The following is an 18,556-nucleotide window of genomic DNA, read 5'->3' as shown; positions in this document are numbered from 1 at the left end:
GGATGGTGCGGCATGACGGTGCAGCTCGCAGTCGTAGGCCTCGGATACGTCGGACTGCCCCTCGCCAGGGAGGCGGCGGCGGTCGGACTCAGCGTCGTCGGGCACGACCTGGACCCCTCGGTGGTCGACGCCCTCAACTCCGGCCGCTCGCACGTGGACGACGTCACCGACGACGACCTGCGGCGCATGCTGGCCGCCGGCTTCACCGCCACCACCGGCCAGGAGTGCCTGGGGGAGGCGCAGACCGTCGTCATCTGCGTCCCCACGCCGCTGTCCGAGGACGGCGGACCCGACCTGACCGCGGTCACCGGCGCGGCCGGGGCGGTCGCCGCGCGGCTGCGCCCCGGCGTCCTGGTCGTCCTGGAGTCCACGACCTACCCCGGCACGACCGACGAGGTCGTCCGGCCCATCCTCGAGGAGGGCTCGGGACTGCGCGCCGGGCCGGACTTCGCCCTCGCCTTCTCACCCGAGCGGATCGACCCGGGCAACCGCACCCACGGCTTCCGCGACACCCCGAAGATCGTCGGCGGGCACACGCCCGGGTGCGCGGCACGCGCCGTGGCCTTCTACGGCAAGCTCGTCGACACCGTCGTCCGGGCCAAGGGCACCCGCGAGGCCGAGATGGCCAAGCTGCTCGAGAACACCTACCGCCACGTCAACATCGCGCTCGTCAACGAACTGGCCGTCCTCTGCCGCGAACTGGGCGTGGACATCTGGAACGCCATCGACTGCGCCGCGACCAAGCCCTTCGGCTTCGAGGCCTTCCGGCCCGGCGCCGGCGTGGGCGGCCACTGCATCCCGATCGACCCCAACTACCTGTCGTACAAGGTCCGCACGCTCGGCTACGAGTTCCGCTTCGTCGAACTCGCCCGGGAGATCAACCACCGGATGCCGGAGTACGTGGTGCGCAGGGCGCAGGACCTGCTCAACACGGCCGGGAAGGCGCTGCAAGGATCGCGGGTGCTGCTGCTCGGCGTCACCTACAAGCCCGACATCGCCGACCGGCGCGAGAGCCCAGCCGTCCCCGTGGCCCGGCTGCTGCGCAGGCTCGGCACCGGGATCTCCTTCCACGACCCCTTCGTGGCCGACTGGGAGGTGGACGGCGAAACCGTCCCCAGGGCCGGCGACCTGGCCGCCGCCCTGCACGAGCACGACCTGACGGTCCTCCTGCAGGACCACAGCGCGTACGACCTGCAGGTGGTGGCGGACCGGGCCCGCCTGCTGTTCGACACGCGCGGACGGATCTTCCGGCCGGACGTCGAGGTGCTGTGATGCACGTACTGGTCGTCACCGTCGTGCACCACCCCGAGGACGCGCGCATCCTGCACCGGCAGATAGCCGCCCTCATCGCCCACGGCCACACCGTCACCTATGCCGCGCCGTTCACCGCGCGGGCGACCCCGCCCCGCCCCGGGGTCGAGGGCGTCGACCTGCCCCGGGCCACCGGACGCGACCGGCGCGCCGCCGTCCGCGCGGCCCGGCGGCTGTTGGTACGGCGCGGGCCCGCCGTCGACGCCGTCCTGCTCCACGACCCCGAACTCCTGCTCGCCCTGCCGCGCACCCTGCGGCACTGGCACCGCGCCGGTGTCCGGCGGCCCGCCGTCGTCTGGGACGTCCACGAGGACACCGCCGCCGCCCTCACCATGAAGGCCTGGGTGCCGCGGCCGCTGCGCCCGCCGCTGCGCCTCGTCGTGCGCGCGGCCGAACTCGCCGCCGAGCGGCATCTGCACCTGCTGCTGGCCGAGGACGCCTACCAGCGCCGGTTCCGCCGGGCGCACCCCGTGGTGCCGAACCTGGTCACCGTCCCCTCGGAGCCCCCGCCGGCGCCGGGCGACGACCGCGTGGTCTACCTCGGGCAGCTCTCCCGGGCCCGCGGCGCGGAGGAACTGGTCGCCCTGGCACGGCTGCTGGCCCCGGACGTCCGCGTGGAGCTCATCGGCGCCGCCGACGGCGACGTCCGCGGTCTGCTGACGGCGGCCGACCGCGACGGCGTGCTGCGCTGGCACGGATTCCTGCCCAACGACGCGGCCCTGGGCCGGCTGCGCGGTGCCCTCGCGGGGGTGTCGCTGCTGCGCGACGAGGCGAACTACCGCCACTCGCGGCCCACCAAGGTCGTCGAGTACATGGCCTACGGCATCCCCGTCGTGAGCACCCCCAACCCCCTCGCCGCGGAGCTGGTCCGCGGGCACGACTGCGGCCTCCTCGTCCCGTTCGAGGACCCCGCGGCGGCCGCGGACGCCGTCCGCCGCCTGCGCGACGACCCCCGACTGCGCCATGCGATGGGCGCCCGCGGCCACGCCGCCGCCCGCGGCGCGCTGCACTGGCCCGACTGCGCCCCGCACTTCGTCACGAGCCTGGAGGGCTGGGCGGTGGCCGCCGCCGCGGCCGCGGCCGCGCGCCCCCCGGCGGCGCGCCCGTCGTAGCGGGGCGACCCGGCCGGCGCGGAGGTCCGGTTGCGGACCGGCGGGCGGCTTCGGCGGCAGGGTCACGGCGTGGTGCTCTGAAGCGGCGTGCACCGCACGGGCGTCGTACGGGCGGCGTACGGCCGAGCCGCGTCAGGACCTCGCCGCGAACCGCGGGTCCGGGCGGTGCGCCCGCCGCGGAGGGATCAGCTGACGTGGGGTCCGTTGCGGCGTACTCCGTCCAGTTCCAGCACGAAGTCGGCGCCGAGGGCCGAGGACGGTGTCCGGGTCCCGGGCGGCAGATCCGGGAGGCGGGTCACGATACGCAGTACCGAATCGACCGTCAGCGCATAGCCGTTGGGGGCCGACAACGCCGCCTGGGCCTCGCCGCCGCGGGGGTCGCGGGCGCGGGCCCAGACCTGGGAGCGGGTGTGCGTCAGCGCGCGCTCGCCCGGCCCGGTCAGGAAGCGGTTGACGCCCGCGCGGGCCAGCCGTCGTACCGGGCCGATGCCCAGTACGCGCGCCACGAGCGGGGCGCCCGGCAGCCAGGTGTACGTCGAGACGTTCGGGATGCCGGTGGAGTGGTAGGCCGTGCTGACGTCGCCCCAGGCGATGCCGGAGACGCGGCGCGGGCCGGTACGGAAGAAGGCCGTCACCCGGGGGTGCCCGAGCGGGACGTCCCGGATCACCCCGTCGACGCGGGCGCGGCCGCCGGCGCCCTTGTCGAGCGCCTCGAGCGCGGAGCGCGCCGTGCCCGGGCTCGCGCCCCCGCCGGCCACGAAGGCGATGTCGAGGTGGGTGGCCGTGGGCAGAGCGGCGGCGACGGTCGCGGCGAGGCAGTCGGTCGGGACGACGTCGAACCCCGCCCCGGGCAGCAGGACCACACCCGCGGCGCGGGCCCGGGCGTCCATCGAGTGCAGCGTCTCGAGCACGTCGATCTCGCCGGTGATGTCGAGGTAGTGCGTGCCGGTGCCCAGGCACGCCTCGGCCATCGGCAGAGCCGTCGCGGAGAAGGGCCCTGCGCAGTGCGCCACCGCGTCCACGTCCGCGAGTGCCGCGCGCAGCGCCGCCGGGTCGCCGAGGCCGACCACCCGGTGCTCCAGGCCGAGTCCGGCCGCGAGCGGGGCCAGCGCGGCGGCCGACCGGCCCGCGAGCAGCGGGCGCTCCCCGCGGGCCACGGCCTCCCGGGCGACGAGGCGGCCGGTGTAGCCCGTGGCTCCGTACAGCAACCAGGTCATGTGCGTGTGCTCCTCGTCCGTTCCGGCTCCGGGGTGGGACGGTACCGAACCCACCGGTCGGTCACCCGACTTCGCCCCGCCCGCCGCGACACCGTGCCCCTGAACCATGCGCCAGACCCCGGTCGCCGTTGAACCGCTCCCGGCCCGCGTCCGTTACCCCGGGTAAAGGGGGTGCGGCCGGTCCGTGCGCGCCCCTGTCCCACCCCTGTCCCGTGAGGAGCCACCCCCATGACCCCCACCACCGCGCGTCCGGGCGACCGGATCGCCGCCGAGGTGGCCGCCGCGACCCGCGTCGGCCCACGTACCTGGGACCTGACGGTGGTTTCGGCCGCGCTCGGCCGTCCGGCGGGGGTGCGTATCGTCCTGCCCGCGGACTTCGCCCGTGCGCCCGGGCGCACCTGGCCGGTGCTGTACCTGCTGCACGGTCCGCACGAGGACCACACCGCCTGGACCCGGCAGGCGGGTGTCGAGGAGCTGACCGGGGGCGGCGGGCTCATCCTCGCCATGCCGGACTGCGGCCCCGCGGGCCTGTCCAGCCGCTGGCTGGACGGCTCGGACTACGAGACCTTCCAGCTGCGCGAACTCGACGGGCTGCTGCGCCGCGACTACCGGGCCTCCGGCGTACGGGCGGTGGCGGGCGTCTCGACCGGCGGCCACGGCGCGATGGCCCACGCCGCCCGCCACCCCGGGGCGTTCCGCGCCGCCGCCTCCTTCAGCGGCGTCCTGGACACCACCTTCGCCGGGGTGCCCGCCGTCCTCGACGCCCTCCTGCTCCGCGAGAGCCTGTGCCCCGGGTCGCTCTGGGGCGATCCCGTCGCCCGGTGGGACACCTGGCGGTCCTTCAACCCCACGGCGCGCGCCGGGGGTTTGCGCGGCACGGCGCTGTACGTGTCCTGCGGAAGCGGTGCCGCCCCGGCCGCGGGCGGCACCGAACTGCAGCCGGAGGTGCTGGAGGGCACCCTGTGGCCGGCCACGCATGTCTTCGCCACCGCGCTGGAACTCCGCGGCATCCCGGCGACGACGCACTACTACGAAGGTGGCCGGCACGAATGGGCGTACTGGCGGCGGGAGTTCGACGCCGCCTGGCCGCTGCTCGCCCGTGCGCTCGGGCTGCCCGGGCCGTCGCCCGAGCGTGCGGATGAGACGACGAACCGATGAGATGGTGAGCGGAAGGACCCTAACGAGGGGGGCGCGCTCACTCGATCCAGTGGCGCTGTCCGCCCCGGACGTACCACCGGCGCACGGGCCGCGTTGCAAGGGGACATGGACAGCAGCACATCCTCGACCCGTGGATGCCTTCTCCAGGGCCATCCGGAGCACCACCGGACCTTCGCCGAACTCACCGGCGCCTACTGGATGGACCCGCCGATCTACACGGAACTCCTGGCCGACTGGCGGGCCCGCGGGCGCGCCGTCCCCGGACCCGCGGGGGCGGACGTACCGCGCCCGACCGGGTTCAGCGGCGGCACTCTGCCGTCACTGCCGCCTGGAACAGGGCCAGTTCGACCGATGTAGCCGTGTGCAGGGTGCCCGTTCCGTCGGGGGGTACCAGCCACCGCAGGGCCCCCGCGGCCCGGTACGGGGGCGGGACCGCGATCCAGGCGCCCCGGCCGGCGTAACGGATTCCGGTGCCCACCCATCTGCTGACGGGGTCGGGCGGGAGGAAGAAGCCGACCCGGCGGGAGGCCGTGTCGGCGAGGGTGGGGCCGGGCTCCGTGCGGGGGAGGCGCAGCAGCGCGTCGAGCGCCAGCACGCCGAGGTCCTCGGGCACGCTCAGCACGTCCCAGAAACGTCCGGCGGGCAGCAGGACCGTCCCGCTCTCGCCGTGTTCCCATTCCCGCTTGCACGCCCGCGGATCCGCCGCGGCGGCGGCCAGCCACTCCATTGCCTGTTTCGGTGCCGCATTTCTCATACGCTCAACCTTGGTAGATATTTCTAACCGGCGGAAGGGGTGGCGGGGGATGGCGTTTTGGAACGCGAAACGCCTGTTTTCCGTACACCTGTGCGGCGTTGCGGCGCGGGCCCGCCGCGCCCTGCACGGCGGGCCCCGGGACGGTGCCGCGCTGGACCGGCTGGTCAGGACGGCGGAGCGGCTGGACTACGGCGGCGGCCCGCCCGCGGCGGCGGACCGGGAGACGCGGCGCCGGAGCTGAGGGACTCCCGTGCGCCGGTGGCGGACGGGCCCCGCCCGGAATTCCGGGGTTGCCGAGGGGGAATGCGCTCGGTCGTGCGACCGAAAGGCGCAACGGTGTTCGCACGTGCACCGGAAATGCATTCGAGCCGGAATTTGGACTGCCGTTCGCGGGATTCCGGTCGGGCGTCCAGGCAGCGCCGGTGCGGGGGCCGGGCGGCCCGGCCCGGAGGGCCCCGTCCCGCGCCCGGCCGTCCCGCACCGGCGGGACCGGTCAGCCCGTCGGCGGTGCGCCCTCGTACGCCGCCGTCAGCAGCGTGCGCAGTTCGTCCGCGTCCGCCGGGCGCGGGTTGGCGTACGAGGCCGCGCCGACCAGTTCCACGACGCGTTCGATGCCGTCGGCCCTCAGGCCGACCTCGGCCAGTGAACGCGGCGCGCCGAGCCGCCCGCCGAGCTCCCACAGTGCGCGCGCCGGGTCCTCGGTGGCCAGCGCCCGGCGCAGCGCGGCCGTCGCGCCCGGCGCGGCCGGGGCGTTGAAGGCGAGGACGTACGGCAGCAGCACCGTGTGGGTCGCGGAGTGCGGCAGGTCGAAGGCGCCGCCGAGCACATGGGCCAGCTTGTGGTGGAGCCCCATCGTGGTGGCCCCGAGGCACGCCCCGCACAGCCAGGCCCCGTACAGGGCCCGGCCGCGCGCGTCGAGGCCGCCCGGATCGGCGACGACCCGGGGCAGCGCCTCCGCCAGGGCGCGCACGCCCTCCTCGGCCATCAGCGACACGATCGGGGTGGCGTCGGGGGCGTACAGCGCCTCGACCGCGTGGGCGAGGGCGTTGACGCCGCTGGTGCCGGACAGCGCCGGCGGCATCGACAGGGTGAGCTCCGGGTCGTAGACGACGCTGCGCGGCAGGACGCGGCGGTCGCGGCCGGTGCGTTTGACGCCGTCCTCCGTGAGGCCCCACACCGGGGTCATCTCGGAGCCGGAGTAGGTCGTCGGCACGGCCAGCAGCGGCAGCCCGGTGCGCAGCGCGACCGCCTTGCCCAGGCCGACCGCCGAGCCGCCGCCGACCGCGACCAACCCGTCGGCCGCCAGGTCCCGGGCCACGGCGACGGCCTCGTCGGCCACCTTCACCGGCACGTGCATCACCGCGCCCGGGTGGACGCCCGCGCAGGCCGCACCGAGGGACGCGGCGACGGATCGCGCGGTGTCCTCGCCGTGCCGGCCGCTGAGCACCAGCACGCGGCGCAGCCCGAGGCGTTCGGTCTCCTCGGCCACGGCCGTGCCGGCGGCCCCGGCGCGGAAGACGACCCTCATCGGCAGCGCCTCGTGGACGAACTCCAGGCTCATGAGCGCTGCAGCACGATGTCGAAGTTCGCCAGCCGGAAGGGGTTGGCCACGCCGTACGCGGCCGCCCGCTCCGGGTCGTCCACCTCGGTGAACTCCTGGACCAGGCTCTTCTTCACCGCGAAGACCGCGTCCGACTCCAGGTAGGGACTGTCCTGGACGAACACGTGGGTGGTGACGGGCTGATGGCCCGCGGCGGCGGCGATGAAGTGGATGTGCGCGGGCCGGTAGGGATGGCGCGCCGTGGTGTTCAGCAGTTCGCCGACCGGGCCGTCGGTCGGGATCGGGTAGTGCGCGGGCACGACGGTGCGGAACCGGAAGCGGCCCTCCTCGTCGGTCTCGAACAGCCCGCGTCCGTTGCCCGTGGGCTGCTCGCCCGGCTGCTGGACGTCGTAGAAGCCGTGTTCGTCGGCCTGCCAGACGTCCACCGCCGCGCCCGGCAGCGGCGTGCCGTCCACGGAGACCACGCGCCCGGTGACGACGGAGGGCTCGCCCGAGCCGATCATGTCGATGGCGTCGCCGAACTCCCGCGCGGGGGAGTCGACCATGTGGAACGGGCCCAGCACGGTGGAGTCGGTGGCCCCCTCCCCGGCCGACTTCCGCTGGTTGATCGTCTCGACCAGCATCGACACGCCGAGCACGTCGGACAGCAGGATGAACTCCTGCCGGGTGTCGGTGCACGCCTGGCCGGTGCGGGTGAGGAAGCCGATCGCCGCCTCCCACTCCTCCATCGTGGGCTCGACGTCCCGGACGAAGTCGTGGAGGTGCCGGGTCATGCTGCCGAGGATCTCCCGCAGCCGCGGGTCGGGCGTTCCCGCGAAGCTCTCGACGACGGCAGGGGTCGCGCTCTGTTCGGTGAAGTCCATGGTCTCTCCTCGTCAGTCCCGTCCCAGGATGCGCCGCAGCGCAGCGCCGAGCACGGCTTGCGCCTCGGCGTCGTCGGCGGCCCCTTCGGCGCGCCGGAACGCGATGTACAGGTCCGGCCGCACGAGCAGCGCGCCCGTGTCGCCGATGCCGCGCAGCCGCGCCCAGTCGCCGTACGGGTCCTCGTACTCGCGCCCGGGGCCGACCACCGCGGTCGCGATGTCCAGCCCGAGCTCGGCGCCGGCCGCCCGGGCCGCCGCCACCCACGCCTCGCCGCCGATGCCGGTCAGCAGCGTGAACCGGCCCCCGCCGCCGAGGTCGAGGGTGGACAGCGTGCGGGTGCCCGCCGTGAGCCAGGCGTGCGGCAGCTTGGCGCCGGGGCGGCTGCTCGGCTGGTGGTACAGCTCGGGGTCGCGGTCGAAGCCCGGGTCGGCGGTGCCGTCCGGGACGACCGCGGCCGAGGCGTAGCGCTGGTTGAGCTCCACGCCGTGCGCGTTGAACTCGTAGCGCTTGAAGTCGATCGCCTCGCGCAGCCGGGCGCGCCGCTTCTCGCCGGCCGGGGTCGCGTCCTTGCGGGACTCCATGTTGGCGAGCAGCTGCTCGGGGCTCTGCGGGGCGAGCAGGTCCAGGGCCTCGAAGACCGGGGCGGTCTCGCCGATCGACTTGTTGGCGCGGGTGACGATCTGCCTGCCGACCGGAGCCCGCTCGGCGGTGTAGGTGTCCAGCAGGGAGGGCGCGGCGGTGCCGTCGAGGACCAGCTTCAGCTTCCAGGCCAGGTTGTAGGAGTCCTGGATGGAGGTGTTGGAACCCAGCCCGTTGGACGGCGGGTGCCGGTGGGTGGCGTCGCCCGCGCAGAAGACCCGGCCGTTGGAGTAGGTCTCCGCGTACATCTCGTTGACCGTCCAGGCCGAGGTGGAGCGGATCGTGACCGGGATCTCGTCGTCGCCGACGAGCTTGCGGACCACCGACAGCGCGTACTCCTCGGTGAGGTCCGGGGGCTCCCCCTTGACGTCGTAGCCCCACACGATGAGCCACTCGTTCCAGGGCCGGACGTTGCGGACCAGGCCCGCGCCGATGCCGCCGACCGTCGCGCCGGGGGTGAGCACCCAGTACAGGGTGCTGGGGCGGTGGGCGACGTAGCGGCTGAGGTCGGCGTCGAAGACGATGTTGACGCTGCCCGCCACGCCCATCGCCCCGGCCATCGGCAGTCCGGCGTCCTCGGCGACCTGGCTGCGTCCGCCGTCGGCGCCGATCAGGTACTTGGCGCGGATCGTGTACTCGTCGCCGCGCAGCCGGTCCTCGACGAGGACGGTCACGCCGTCGTCGTCCTGCTCGAAGGACTTGTAGACGGTGCCGTAGCGCAGTTGCGTGCCGCGTGCGACGGCCGCCTCGACCAGCACCGGTTCCATGCGGTGCTGCGGCATGTCGCACATGCGGCTGGGGCTGGCGAGGTCGTGCTCGGCCTGGACCAGCGGGTCGTTGCCCCAGGAACGCAACCGCCCCAGCTCCTCGCCCGCGAGGCTGGTGCAGAAGACGGTGTTCCCCATGAGCTGCTGGGGGGTCGCCCTGGCGACGACCTCCTGCTCGACGCCGAGGTCCCGCAGCACCTCCATGGTGCGCTGGTTGGTGATGTGCGCCCGCGGGGTGTCGGCCAGCCTGCCGTAGCGCGTGACCACGATGTTCGGCACCCCGTACGTGCTCAGTGCGAGTGCGGCGCTCGCCCCGGCCGGTCCACTGCCCACGATGAGCACATCGGTTTCGACGGTCTCCATCAACGCGGCTCCTTGACGGATAATTGAAATGGCAACGAACCGATCGTGGATCAGAGGGAGACCGCCGGCGTGTCTCAATCCGATACATCCCCCGAAGAGCTGCTGCTCGGCGCCTATCTGCGCGAGCGGCCGAACGGCCGGGCGGTCGTCGCGGCAGACGGCAGGACGCGGATCGTGAGCGTCGAGGCCGCGCGACGACTGTCCGACGAGGCGCTGGCACTGCTGGAGCGGCGGGCCGGCGGCATGGTGCGCGACGGCCGGACCGAGGGCTACGAGCTGCCCCTGCCGGACGGCGGCTGGCGCGCCCGGCTCAACCCCGTCCTGGACTCCGGCGAGGTCATCGGCGCCGTCGCCGTGCTGTCCGCCCCGGCGGACGGGGCCGGCGCGCTGCCGGCCGTGCCGGAGCCGAGGCTGCCGGGGCTGGTGGGTGCGTCCCTGTCCTGGCGCGCGGCGGTGGCCCGCGCGGTACGGCTCGGGAGCGAGCAGGGGCCCCTGCTGGTGTCCGGGGAGCCCGGCACGGGCAAGACGACGCTGGCCCGGGCCGTCCGGGGCGGCGACGTGGAGCTCGACGCGGCACAGGTCACCGGTGCCGCGGCCCGTGACTGGGTGCGGCGGACGGCCGTGCGCCCCGCGCCGGGCCGGGTGCTCGTCCGCCACGTCGAGGCGCTGGACGCGGGCGCCGCCGCGGCGCTGGTGGCGCTCCTCGAACAGCGCCCCTTCCTGCGGCTGACCGCCACCCACACCCCCGGGGACCGTACGGGCGCGTGCCTGGACCGTCTGCTGGGCCGGCTGGCGGCGCGCTCGGTGTCCGTACCGCCGCTGCGTGAGCGCCCCGAGGACCTCCCGGTGCTGCTGGCCGCCCTCTGCCCCCGGCCGGCGCCCGGCCACCCGCCGCTGACCTGGACCGTCGAGGCCCGGCGCACCCTGGAGCGGCACACCTGGCCGGGCAACGTCGCCGAGCTGGCGACGGTCGTGCGGACCCTCGCGGAGGAGCGACGGCTCAGCGGTCCGGTGCGTCCGGAGGAGCTGCCGGACGCCGTGCGCGGCGGGGCCGGCGGCCGGCTTCTCGGCAGCCTGGAGCGGGCCGAGCGGGACGCGATCATCGAGGCGCTGCGCACCCACGGGGGCAACAAGGCGCGTGCGGCGAAGGCGCTGGGCATCGCGCGGGCCACGGTCTACCGCAAGCTGCGGAGCTACGGCATCCAGGGAATATAGTTCGAGATTCAACATGTTAGGTTGGCAGACAGGCACCACACCCCGCAGAAGGAGATCCCCGATGGCCCCCCAGCTGGATGTCCGCCGCGCCGGCCAGCGGTTCCACACCCGCGCCGGCTGGCTCGACTCGCACCACTGCTTCTCCTTCAGCCACCACTACGACCCCAAGAACACCCACTTCGGGCTGCTGCTGGTCTCCAACGACGACGTCGTCGCCCCCGGTACCGGCTTCGACACCCACCCGCACCGGGACATGGAGATCGTCACCTGGGTGCTCGACGGCGGGCTGGTCCACCAGGACTCCGAGGGCCACAACGGCGTGATCTACCCGGGCCTCGCCCAGCGGATGAGCGCGGGCACCGGCATCCTCCACAGCGAGAAGAACGACAGCTGGAAGCTGACCGGCGCGCCCGAGCACAAGGAGCCCGTGCACTTCGTGCAGATGTGGGTCTTCCCCGACGAGCAGGGCATCAAGCCGGGCTACGAGCAGCTCGACATCAACGACGAACTCGCCCGCGGCGGCTGGGTCACCGTCGCCTCCGGGATGGACCGCGACCGCGACGAGCGCGCCATCTCCATCGCGCAGAAGCACGCCGCCCTGCAGGCCGCCCGCATGACCCCGCAAGCGACCCTCGCCCTGCCCACCGCCCCCTTCGTGCACCTGTACGTCGCCAAGGGCGAGGTCGCCCTCGAGGGCGCGGGTCTCCTCGCCAAGGGCGACGCCGTACGCGTCACCGGGGCCGAGGGCCAGCGGCTCACGGCCGGCGCCGAGGGTGCCGAGGTGCTGGTCTGGGAGATGGACGCCGCCGTCACCTTCGGGTGATCACGTGGTAGACCTTGGGGCCATGACCCGCACCCTCGCGAGCGCGCCGATCATGGTCCTCAACGGTCCCAACCTCAACCTGCTCGGCCGGCGGCAGCCCGAGATCTACGGCTCCGAGACCCTCGCCGACGTCGAGGCCCTGTGCTCCGCGACGGCGGAGCGGCACGGCGGGACCGCCGACTGCCGGCAGAGCAACCACGAGGGACAGCTGATCGACTGGATCCACGAGGCCCGCGAACACCACGCGGGCGTCGTGATCAACCCCGGCGCCTACTCCCACACCTCGGTGGCGATCCTGGACGCCCTGAACGCCTGCGACGGCCTGCCCGTCGTCGAGGTGCACATCTCCAACATCCACCGGCGCGAGGCCTTCCGGCACCACAGCTACGTCTCGGCGCGGGCCGACGCCGTGATCGCGGGCTGCGGCGTCCAGGGCTACGCCTTCGCCGTCGAGCGGATCGCCGCGCTGCTGGACGCCGGCGCCCGCTGAGCCGGAGCCGGACCCGCGCGCTCAGGCCTCGCCCGGCTGCCAGTCAGGCCACTCGCCGGGGTGGTCGGCCCAGTGCACCTGATCCGGGTCCGCCACGTCGATGTCCGGGAAGGCGCGGCGCACCCGCAGCTCGAACTCCTCCCGCTCCAGCTCCTCCCACCCCACCCCGCGGATGTGCACCCGGCGGTAACGGTGGTCGGACCCGAGCGGCGCCACGTCGACCTTGTGGGTTGTCTCCATGCCTCCAGGGTGCACCCGGGCCGGTACCCCCGCAGGTCCGCCGACCACCACCTCCGCGGGCCGCAACAGGTGCGCCCCGACCCGGTAGCCGGACCGTACGACCTCACCGCAGACCAGGCGGTCCGCGCCGGAGCCGCACGAGGAGCCGACGGCCTCGTGACGCGCCGGGTCGAAGGGCTCGCCCGGCTCGCCGAAGGACCGCAGCCCCAGCTCCGCCAGCCTCGTCTCCAGCACCTCGACCACGGCGCGGAAGCCACCGGTCACCTCGCCGAGCTCCCGCGCCCGGTCCACGGCGTCCAGCACCGGCAGCAGCCCCTGCAGCACGTTCGCGACGGCGGCCTCCCGCACCGCCAGCCGGTCCCGGTGCACCCGCTTGCGGTAGTTGTCGTACTCGGCCTTGAGACGCTGCAGGTCCGCCGTGCGTTCGACGAGCCGGGCCCTCAGCCCGCCGTCCGGAGGCGGACCGGCGCGGTTCACGCCGTGCCTCCCTCCCGCTTGTCGTCGTCGACGATCTCGGCGTCCACCACGTCCTCGTCGCCCTCCGGCGGTGCCGTGTGCGGCGCCCCGCCCTCGCCCGACGCGGACCGTTCCGCCTGGGCCTGTGCGTACATCGCGGTGCCGATCTTCTGCGCCGAGGCGGTCAGATGCTCGGTCGCCCGGCGGATGCCGGCCGAGTCGTCGCCCTTCAGTTGCTCCTTCAGCTCCGCCACCGCCGACTCGACCTCCGACTTCAGGTCACCCGGGACCTTGTCGGGGTTGTCCCGCAGCAGCTTCTCGGTGGAGTAGACCAGGCTCTCCGCGTTGTTGCGGGTCTCGGCCTCCTCGCGGCGCTTGTGGTCCTCCTCCGCGTACTGCTCGGCCTCGCGCATCATCCGGTCGATGTCGCTCTTCGGCAGCCCGGAGCCGCCGGTCACGGTCATCTTCTGTTCCTTGCCGGTGCCGAGGTCCTTCGCGGTGACGTGCATGATGCCGTTGGCGTCGATGTCGAAGGAGACCTCGATCTGCGGGATGCCACGCGGCGCCGGGGGCAGCCCGGTCAGCTCGAACACCCCGAGCTTCTTGTTGTACGCCGCGATCTCACGTTCGCCCTGGAAGACCTGGATCTGCACCGACGGCTGGTTGTCCTCCGCCGTGGTGAAGATCTCCGAGCGCCGCGTGGGGATGGTCGTGTTGCGCTCGATCAGCTTGGTCATGATGCCGCCCTTGGTCTCGATGCCGAGGGACAGCGGGGTGACGTCCAGCAGCAGGACGTCCTTGACCTCGCCCTTGAGCACGCCCGCCTGGAGGCTGGCGCCGATCGCCACGACCTCGTCCGGGTTGACGCCCTTGTGCGGCTCCTTGCCGGTCAGCGACTTGACCAGCTCCGTCACCGCCGGCATCCGGGTCGAGCCGCCCACCAGGATCACGTGGTCGACGTCGGCGACGTTGATCCGCGCGTCCTTCACCGCCTGGTGGAAGGGCCCCTTGCAGCGCTCCAGCAGGTCCGCGGTCAGCTGCTGGAACTGGGCGCGGGTGAGCTTCTCGTCCAGGTGGAGCGGGCCCTCGGCGGACGCCGTGATGTAGGGCAGGTTGATCGTCGTCTCGGTGGACGAGGACAGCTCGATCTTCGCCCGCTCGGCGGCCTCGCGCAGCCGCTGCAGCGCCATCTTGTCCTTGGCCAGGTCCAGCCCGTAGGCGTTCTTGAAGCGCTCCACGAGGTGGTCGACGATCCGCTGGTCCCAGTCGTCGCCGCCCAGCTCCGTGTCGCCGTTGGTGGCCTTGACCTCGACCACGCCCTCTCCGATGTCCAGCAGGGACACGTCGAAGGTGCCGCCGCCCAGGTCGAAGACGAGGATCGTCTGGTCGTTCTCCTTGTCCAGGCCGTACGCCAGGGCGGCGGCGGTGGGCTCGTTGATGATCCGCAGCACGTTCAGGCCGGCGATCTCCCCGGCCTCCTTGGTCGCGGTGCGCTGGACGTCGTCGAAGTACGCGGGCACCGTGATCACCGCGTCCGTCACGTCCTCGCCCAGGTACGCCTCCGCGTCCCGCTTCAGTTTCTGCAGTACCCGGGCCGAGATCTCCTGGGCCGTGTAGCGCTTGCCGTCGATGGTGCCGGACTCGGGGAACCGCCAGTCGGGGTCGCCCATGTGCCGCTTGACCGAGCGGGCGGTCCGCTCCACGTTGGTCACGGCCTGGCGCTTGGCGATCTCGCCGACGAGGACCTCGCCGCCCTTGCTGAAGGCCACCACCGAAGGTGTGGTCCGCGCACCCTCCGTGTTGGTGATGACGGTGGGCTCACCGCCCTCCAGAGCGCAGACCACCGAGTTGGTGGTGCCGAGGTCAATACCGACCGGACGTGTCATGTCAGCTCGCCTCCTCCCCTCCAGGGTGCGACGCGCCGGGGCCGACCACCAGACGGCCGCGGCGCGTACCGCGGGCCGCCGTGCAATGTCCCGGAATAATCGCCGGGCCCGCACGGCGGGCGCTGCTAGCGTCGGCGGGATGTCCTCACTGCATGCGGGAGTGATCCTCTTCCACGACCAACACCTCGCCGTACACAGCGACCTGAGCCTGCCCCGGGCCCCCGTCCCGTCACGCGGCGACCCCGCGGGGACCGCCCGTGAGGCCGCCCGCGAGATCCTCGGTGTCGACGTCCGCACCGACCCCCGGCCCTGCCTGGAGGTGCGCGCGACCGGCGGCACCCATCTGTACTACCGGGCCGCCGTACCGGCGCCGCCCGGTCCCGCGGACGCCCGGCTGCTCAGCCGGGCCGAGGCCCTGCACCTGCCGCTCGCGCCCTGGACGGCGTGGGAGGCCATCCTGCGCTCCTGGGACGGACCGCCCTGGTGGCGGGGCCGCCTGGTGCTGGAGGACCCGCTGGGCCGGCCGCCCCGGCGGACGCGGGCCGGCGCGGTGATCATCCGCGACGGGCGCATGCTGCTGATACGCAACCGCCACCGGCGCGGGGAGTACTACGAGATCCCCGGGGGCGGGGTCGAGCCGGGGGAGACCCCCGAGACGGCCGTCCTGCGCGAGCTCGCGGAGGAGACCGGGCTGAGCGGCACCCTCGGGCAGGAGATCGCCCGGGTGAACCGGGTCCACCGCGGCTCGCACCCCGGGCACTACTTCCTCGTCGAGGCGCACGGCGAGATCGGCCCGCGCGCCTCCCTCGACCTCGAGGAGGCGGCCGCCCCCGTCTGGGTCCCCGTCCAGGACCTGCGGCACCTGCCGCTGTGGCCCAAGCGGCTGGGCTGGCGCATCGCGCACTGGTACCGCGAGGGCTGGCCGCAACCCCCCGCCGAATTCTGCGACTCGCTGCTCGACCTGCGGGTGCCCTGCGACTGGTGACCGCCGCGGAAACCCCCGGGCGACCGGGCGCCGGCAGTGGCAGGATCGCCCGTATGGCACGCATCACCCTGGTCAGGGGCGACATCACGCAGCAGTCCGTCGACGCCGTCGTCAACGCCGCCAACTCCTCGTTGCTCGGGGGCGGCGGCGTCGACGGCGCCATCCACCGCCGCGGCGGTCCGGAGATCCTCGAGGAATGCCGTGCGCTGCGCGCCTCGCGGTACGGGCGCGGCCTGCCCACCGGGCAGGCCGTCGCCACCACCGCCGGCCGGCTCCCCGCCCGCTGGGTGATCCACACCGTCGGCCCGGTGCACAGCGCCGCCGAGGACCGCTCCGAACTGCTCGCCTCCTGCCACCGCGAGGCACTGCGCGTCGCCGACGAGGTCGGCGCGAAGACGGTCGCCTTCCCCGCGATCTCAACCGGCGTCTACCGCTGGCCCGTCGAGGACGCCGCGCGCATCGCCGTGGCCACCGTCCAGGACACCGACACGGGGGTCGAGGAGGTCCGCTTCGTCCTCTTCGACGAGACCGCCTACGCCGCGTTCGCGGCGCAACTGCCCGGGGCGGCAGGGTCCGGCGGGCAGTGATGCGGGCTGCCAGGTGCCGGCCGCCGGCTGCGGGACGCGGGAGACCCCGGGGCGGCCGTGCGGCACGTGTGCCCGCCCCTTCCGGGCCGTCCGGCGCGTGGCGCGGGTTAACCGGGGCCGAACACTTGGTCATCGATTCCTCTGGGAAAGGTCCGGGCCCGGACGCCCCGCCTAGCATGGGGTGGTCACGCACCGTACGAGCCCGGGGGAGGCCCTGGTCGCCGCGGTGACGGGACTGCGCGACGACGTCGCAGGCCCGCATGGACCCGGCCCGGCTCCACCGGGGCCGCGGGCACACGAGATCCTGGAGAGCACCGTGCAGTTCGAGCTGACCGGACGGACCGACTTCGGCGGCGAAACCCTCGGCACCGCCCGCGCGAACCTCGACGGCACCCGGGAAGCCGACCGGGAGCCGGGCCCCGAGCAGGCCACCCTCGACGCGTTCACCTCGGACGGCGGGTCGGCACAGCTGCTCCGGCTGAGCCGCGCCCAGCGGGAGCAGGTGGACGCCGCCCTCGACGAACTGGTCGAGCGGCTCGCCCCGGTGGCCACCCTGTGCGGGCCGAGGGGGACGGCGTGAGCCCCGCCGCTCAGCGCCGCAGCGCCAGCACCGCGTCGACGGTGTCCGCCTCGGCGGCCGTCTTGTCCTCGCGGTAGCGCAGGACGCGGGCGAAGCGGAGCGTGACGCCCGCGGGGTAGCGGGTGGAGCGCTGCAGGCCGTCGAAGGCGATCTCCACGACGAGTTCCGGGCGGACCCGGACCACCCATCCGTCGTCGCTGACGGCCAGCTCCCGCAGGCGTTCGGTCTGCCAGACGAGCATCGCGTCGGTCAGGCCCTTGAAGGTCTTGCCCAGCATCGCGAAGGTGCCGTCGGGGCGGCGGGCGCCGAGGTGGAGGTTGGACAGCTTGCCGGTGCGCCTGCCGTGGCCCCACTCGGCGGCGAGGACCACCAGGTCGAGGGTGTGCACCGGCTTCACCTTGAGCCAGGCCGCACCGCGCCGCCCGGCGCTGTACGGGGCGTCCAGCGCCTTGGCCACGATCCCCTCGTGGCCGCGTTCCAGCACCTGTTCCGCGAAGTCGCGGGCCGCCTGCCGGACGGCCGGGTCGCCGGGTTCGGCGGCCACCAGCCGGCGTACCCGGCGCGGCGCCGGCGCGACCCGGGCCAGTTCCTCGTGGCGCGCGGCCGTGGACATCTCCAGCAGGTCGCGGCCGTCGACCGACAGCAGGTCGAAGAAGACGGGCGCCACGGGCAGCGACTCCCGGGCTGCCGCGACGTCCAGGCGCGAACCCACCCGGGAGGAGGTCTCCTGGAAGGCGCGGGGGCGGCCGTCCTCGCCGAAGGAGATGACCTCACCGTCGAGCACGGCCTCCGTCACGGCCAACTCCCTTGCCGCGGAGACGACTTCCGGCAGCCGGCCGGTGATCTCGTCCAGCGTGCGGGTGTACACGCGTACGTCCGCGCCCTTGCGGTGGACCTGGACGCGGATGCCGTCCAGCTTCTCCTCCAGCGCGCACGGGCCGAGCCGGTCCAGGGCGTCGTCCACGTCCTTCGCGGTCTGCGCGAGCATCGGCTGCACCGGCCGGCCCACCTCCAGACGGAACGCCGCCAGTGCCTCCGGGCCCCCGGCCAGCAGCGCCCGCGCCACGGCGCCGAGCGAACCGCCCAGCATCACCGCGCGCCGCACCTCCTCCGGGGGCGCGCCCGCCGCCACGGCGAGGCCCTCGACCGCCAGCGCGTCGAGTGCCCCCTGGCGCAGCTCGCCGCCGATCAGCCCCAGCAGGAACGCCTGCTCCTCCTCAGTCGCCGCCCCCATCAGCTGCGCCACCAGCCGCTTGCGTTCGGCCGCCGCACCCTTGCCGGTGACCGCCGCGATCCGGTCCAGCGTCGCGTGGACCTCGCGCACGGTCAGCCGGGGCGCCGGCGCGGGCTCCACCCGCTCCCGCAGGGTGCTCCAGCCGACCCCGGTGCGCCGCTGGGGCAGCCGGCCCGCCAGGTAGGTGATCACCACGGGCGCCTCGTCGGGCTCCGCGGTGCGCAGCAGGCGTGCCAGCGCCGCCACCTTCCCCGACCGGGCGGACGTGGCCGCCACCTCCCGGGACGTCAGGGCGAGCTCCGCGAGCAACATGG

General features: G+C 74.2%; 18 protein-coding genes. 10 read left to right on the top strand and 8 right to left on the bottom strand.

The genetic code is table 11. From position 1 onward, the window contains the following. The first annotated feature begins 12 nt into the window (after positions 1–12). Together ACFW3D_RS06605 and ACFW3D_RS06600 are read left to right on the top strand one after the other, a co-directional pair. Positions 13–1,272 carry a nucleotide sugar dehydrogenase gene (locus ACFW3D_RS06605; protein WP_500502097.1) on the top strand — a complete coding sequence of 420 codons (1,260 nt, stop codon included), beginning with the start codon at positions 13–15 and terminating at the stop codon, positions 1,270–1,272. Then, positions 1,272–2,423, top strand: a complete 1,152-nt coding sequence (locus ACFW3D_RS06600) for a glycosyltransferase (RefSeq protein ID WP_500502095.1) — start codon at positions 1,272–1,274, stop codon at positions 2,421–2,423. The genes ACFW3D_RS06605 and ACFW3D_RS06600 overlap by 1 nt, the downstream gene beginning before the upstream one ends. A 185-nt stretch (positions 2,424–2,608) precedes the next feature. On the opposite strand, the gene ACFW3D_RS06595 is transcribed toward ACFW3D_RS06600, so the two are convergent. Further along, positions 2,609–3,640: a saccharopine dehydrogenase family protein gene (locus ACFW3D_RS06595; protein ID WP_500502092.1), complete on the bottom strand. Its 1,032-nt coding sequence runs from the start codon at positions 3,638–3,640 to the stop codon at positions 2,609–2,611. Between the two features lie 228 nt (positions 3,641–3,868). Between ACFW3D_RS06595 and ACFW3D_RS06590 the strand changes: the two genes are divergently transcribed. Further along, positions 3,869–4,798 carry an alpha/beta hydrolase gene (locus ACFW3D_RS06590; protein WP_500502088.1) on the top strand — a complete coding sequence of 310 codons (930 nt, stop codon included), beginning with the start codon at positions 3,869–3,871 and terminating at the stop codon, positions 4,796–4,798. 298 nt (positions 4,799–5,096) lie between these two features. Here ACFW3D_RS06590 and ACFW3D_RS06585 read toward each other — a convergent pair whose 3' ends face one another. After that, positions 5,097–5,552 (bottom strand): hypothetical protein, encoded by a 456-nt coding sequence (locus ACFW3D_RS06585; RefSeq protein WP_500502085.1) that lies wholly within the window; start codon positions 5,550–5,552, stop codon positions 5,097–5,099. A 49-nt stretch (positions 5,553–5,601) separates the two neighbouring features. Between ACFW3D_RS06585 and ACFW3D_RS06580 the strand changes: the two genes are divergently transcribed. Continuing rightward, positions 5,602–5,793, top strand: coding sequence for a hypothetical protein (locus tag ACFW3D_RS06580; protein ID WP_500502083.1), 192 nt, complete (start codon positions 5,602–5,604; stop codon positions 5,791–5,793). Between the two features lie 252 nt (positions 5,794–6,045). Here the strand turns inward: ACFW3D_RS06580 and ACFW3D_RS06575 are convergent, their stop codons facing one another. The 3 genes from ACFW3D_RS06575 to ACFW3D_RS06565 are packed head-to-tail and all read right to left on the bottom strand — an operon-like array spanning position 6,046 to position 9,746. After that, a complete protein-coding gene (locus ACFW3D_RS06575; RefSeq protein ID WP_500502081.1) occupies positions 6,046–7,113 on the bottom strand; it encodes a maleylacetate reductase in 1,068 nt (355 codons plus the stop codon). Beyond that, the gene (locus ACFW3D_RS06570) at positions 7,110–7,976 is read right to left on the bottom strand and encodes a dioxygenase family protein (RefSeq protein ID WP_500502078.1); all 867 of its coding nucleotides are present in this window, start codon (positions 7,974–7,976) and stop codon (positions 7,110–7,112) included. Before ACFW3D_RS06570 ends, ACFW3D_RS06575 begins: the two co-directional genes overlap by 4 nt. A gap of 12 nt (positions 7,977–7,988) precedes the next feature. Next, on the bottom strand, positions 7,989–9,746 hold the full coding sequence (locus ACFW3D_RS06565) for an FAD-dependent oxidoreductase (protein WP_500502076.1): 1,758 nt from the start codon (positions 9,744–9,746) through the stop codon (positions 7,989–7,991). Positions 9,747–9,815: 69 nt separating this feature from the next. Here ACFW3D_RS06565 and ACFW3D_RS06560 point away from each other — a divergent pair, with 69 nt between their 5' ends. From ACFW3D_RS06560 to aroQ, 3 genes are all read left to right on the top strand, one after another. Beyond that, the gene (locus tag ACFW3D_RS06560) at positions 9,816–10,961 is read left to right on the top strand and encodes a helix-turn-helix domain-containing protein (protein WP_500502075.1); all 1,146 of its coding nucleotides are present in this window, start codon (positions 9,816–9,818) and stop codon (positions 10,959–10,961) included. 61 nt (positions 10,962–11,022) lie between these two features. Continuing rightward, a complete protein-coding gene (locus ACFW3D_RS06555) occupies positions 11,023–11,784 on the top strand; it encodes a pirin family protein (protein WP_500502073.1) in 762 nt (253 codons plus the stop codon). A 22-nt stretch (positions 11,785–11,806) separates the two neighbouring features. Beyond that, positions 11,807–12,274, top strand: a complete 468-nt coding sequence (aroQ, locus tag ACFW3D_RS06550; protein ID WP_500502071.1) for a type II 3-dehydroquinate dehydratase — start codon at positions 11,807–11,809, stop codon at positions 12,272–12,274. Between the two features lie 21 nt (positions 12,275–12,295). On the opposite strand, the gene grpE is transcribed toward aroQ, so the two are convergent. Together grpE and dnaK are read right to left on the bottom strand one after the other, a co-directional pair. After that, positions 12,296–12,991: a nucleotide exchange factor GrpE gene (gene grpE, locus ACFW3D_RS06545; RefSeq protein WP_500502067.1), complete on the bottom strand. Its 696-nt coding sequence runs from the start codon at positions 12,989–12,991 to the stop codon at positions 12,296–12,298. Next, positions 12,988–14,856 carry a molecular chaperone DnaK gene (dnaK, locus tag ACFW3D_RS06540; RefSeq protein WP_500502065.1) on the bottom strand — a complete coding sequence of 623 codons (1,869 nt, stop codon included), beginning with the start codon at positions 14,854–14,856 and terminating at the stop codon, positions 12,988–12,990. The genes grpE and dnaK overlap by 4 nt, the downstream gene beginning before the upstream one ends. Before the next feature lie 139 nt (positions 14,857–14,995). On the opposite strand from dnaK, the gene ACFW3D_RS06535 reads away from it, so the two are divergent. The 3 genes from ACFW3D_RS06535 (at position 14,996) to ACFW3D_RS06525 (ending at position 17,008) form a co-directional block, all read left to right on the top strand. Further along, complete coding sequence (locus ACFW3D_RS06535; protein WP_500502064.1) at positions 14,996–15,841, top strand: NUDIX domain-containing protein; 846 nt, start codon at positions 14,996–14,998, stop codon at positions 15,839–15,841. 53 nt (positions 15,842–15,894) lie between these two features. After that, a complete protein-coding gene (locus tag ACFW3D_RS06530; protein ID WP_500502062.1) occupies positions 15,895–16,428 on the top strand; it encodes an O-acetyl-ADP-ribose deacetylase in 534 nt (177 codons plus the stop codon). 181 nt (positions 16,429–16,609) lie between these two features. Next, positions 16,610–17,008 (top strand): hypothetical protein, encoded by a 399-nt coding sequence (locus tag ACFW3D_RS06525; protein ID WP_500502060.1) that lies wholly within the window; start codon positions 16,610–16,612, stop codon positions 17,006–17,008. Positions 17,009–17,018: 10 nt separating this feature from the next. On the opposite strand, the gene ACFW3D_RS06520 is transcribed toward ACFW3D_RS06525, so the two are convergent. Next, positions 17,019–18,554 (bottom strand): ATP-dependent DNA ligase, encoded by a 1,536-nt coding sequence (locus ACFW3D_RS06520; RefSeq protein WP_500502058.1) that lies wholly within the window; start codon positions 18,552–18,554, stop codon positions 17,019–17,021. Positions 18,555–18,556: the final 2 nt, after the last annotated feature.

The organism is Streptomyces sp. NPDC058864 (assembly GCF_042742985.1).
Classification (GTDB): domain Bacteria; phylum Actinomycetota; class Actinomycetes; order Streptomycetales; family Streptomycetaceae; genus Actinacidiphila.
The sequence above is the reverse complement of the archived record's forward strand: the minus strand, read 5'-3'. Positions and strand labels throughout refer to the sequence as shown.

Excerpts from the sequence above, each read along its gene's own strand:
- ACFW3D_RS06575 (WP_500502081.1), bottom strand. The coding sequence starts at position 7,113 with ATGAGCCTGGAGTTCGTCCACGAGGCGCTGCCGATGAGGGTCGTCTTC.
- ACFW3D_RS06590 (WP_500502088.1), top strand. The coding sequence starts at position 3,869 with ATGACCCCCACCACCGCGCGTCCGGGCGACCGGATCGCCGCCGAGGTG.
- ACFW3D_RS06585 (WP_500502085.1), bottom strand. The coding sequence starts at position 5,552 with ATGAGAAATGCGGCACCGAAACAGGCAATGGAGTGGCTGGCCGCCGCC.
- ACFW3D_RS06530 (WP_500502062.1), top strand. The coding sequence starts at position 15,895 with ATGGCACGCATCACCCTGGTCAGGGGCGACATCACGCAGCAGTCCGTC.
- ACFW3D_RS06570 (WP_500502078.1), bottom strand. The coding sequence starts at position 7,976 with ATGGACTTCACCGAACAGAGCGCGACCCCTGCCGTCGTCGAGAGCTTC.
- ACFW3D_RS06520 (WP_500502058.1), bottom strand. The coding sequence starts at position 18,554 with ATGTTGCTCGCGGAGCTCGCCCTGACGTCCCGGGAGGTGGCGGCCACG.
- aroQ (WP_500502071.1), top strand. The coding sequence starts at position 11,807 with ATGACCCGCACCCTCGCGAGCGCGCCGATCATGGTCCTCAACGGTCCC.
- ACFW3D_RS06565 (WP_500502076.1), bottom strand. The coding sequence starts at position 9,746 with ATGGAGACCGTCGAAACCGATGTGCTCATCGTGGGCAGTGGACCGGCC.
- ACFW3D_RS06595 (WP_500502092.1), bottom strand. The coding sequence starts at position 3,640 with ATGACCTGGTTGCTGTACGGAGCCACGGGCTACACCGGCCGCCTCGTC.
- dnaK (WP_500502065.1), bottom strand. The coding sequence starts at position 14,856 with ATGACACGTCCGGTCGGTATTGACCTCGGCACCACCAACTCGGTGGTC.
- ACFW3D_RS06605 (WP_500502097.1), top strand. The coding sequence starts at position 13 with ATGACGGTGCAGCTCGCAGTCGTAGGCCTCGGATACGTCGGACTGCCC.
- ACFW3D_RS06580 (WP_500502083.1), top strand. The coding sequence starts at position 5,602 with ATGGCGTTTTGGAACGCGAAACGCCTGTTTTCCGTACACCTGTGCGGC.
- ACFW3D_RS06535 (WP_500502064.1), top strand. The coding sequence starts at position 14,996 with ATGTCCTCACTGCATGCGGGAGTGATCCTCTTCCACGACCAACACCTC.
- ACFW3D_RS06555 (WP_500502073.1), top strand. The coding sequence starts at position 11,023 with ATGGCCCCCCAGCTGGATGTCCGCCGCGCCGGCCAGCGGTTCCACACC.
- ACFW3D_RS06600 (WP_500502095.1), top strand. The coding sequence starts at position 1,272 with ATGCACGTACTGGTCGTCACCGTCGTGCACCACCCCGAGGACGCGCGC.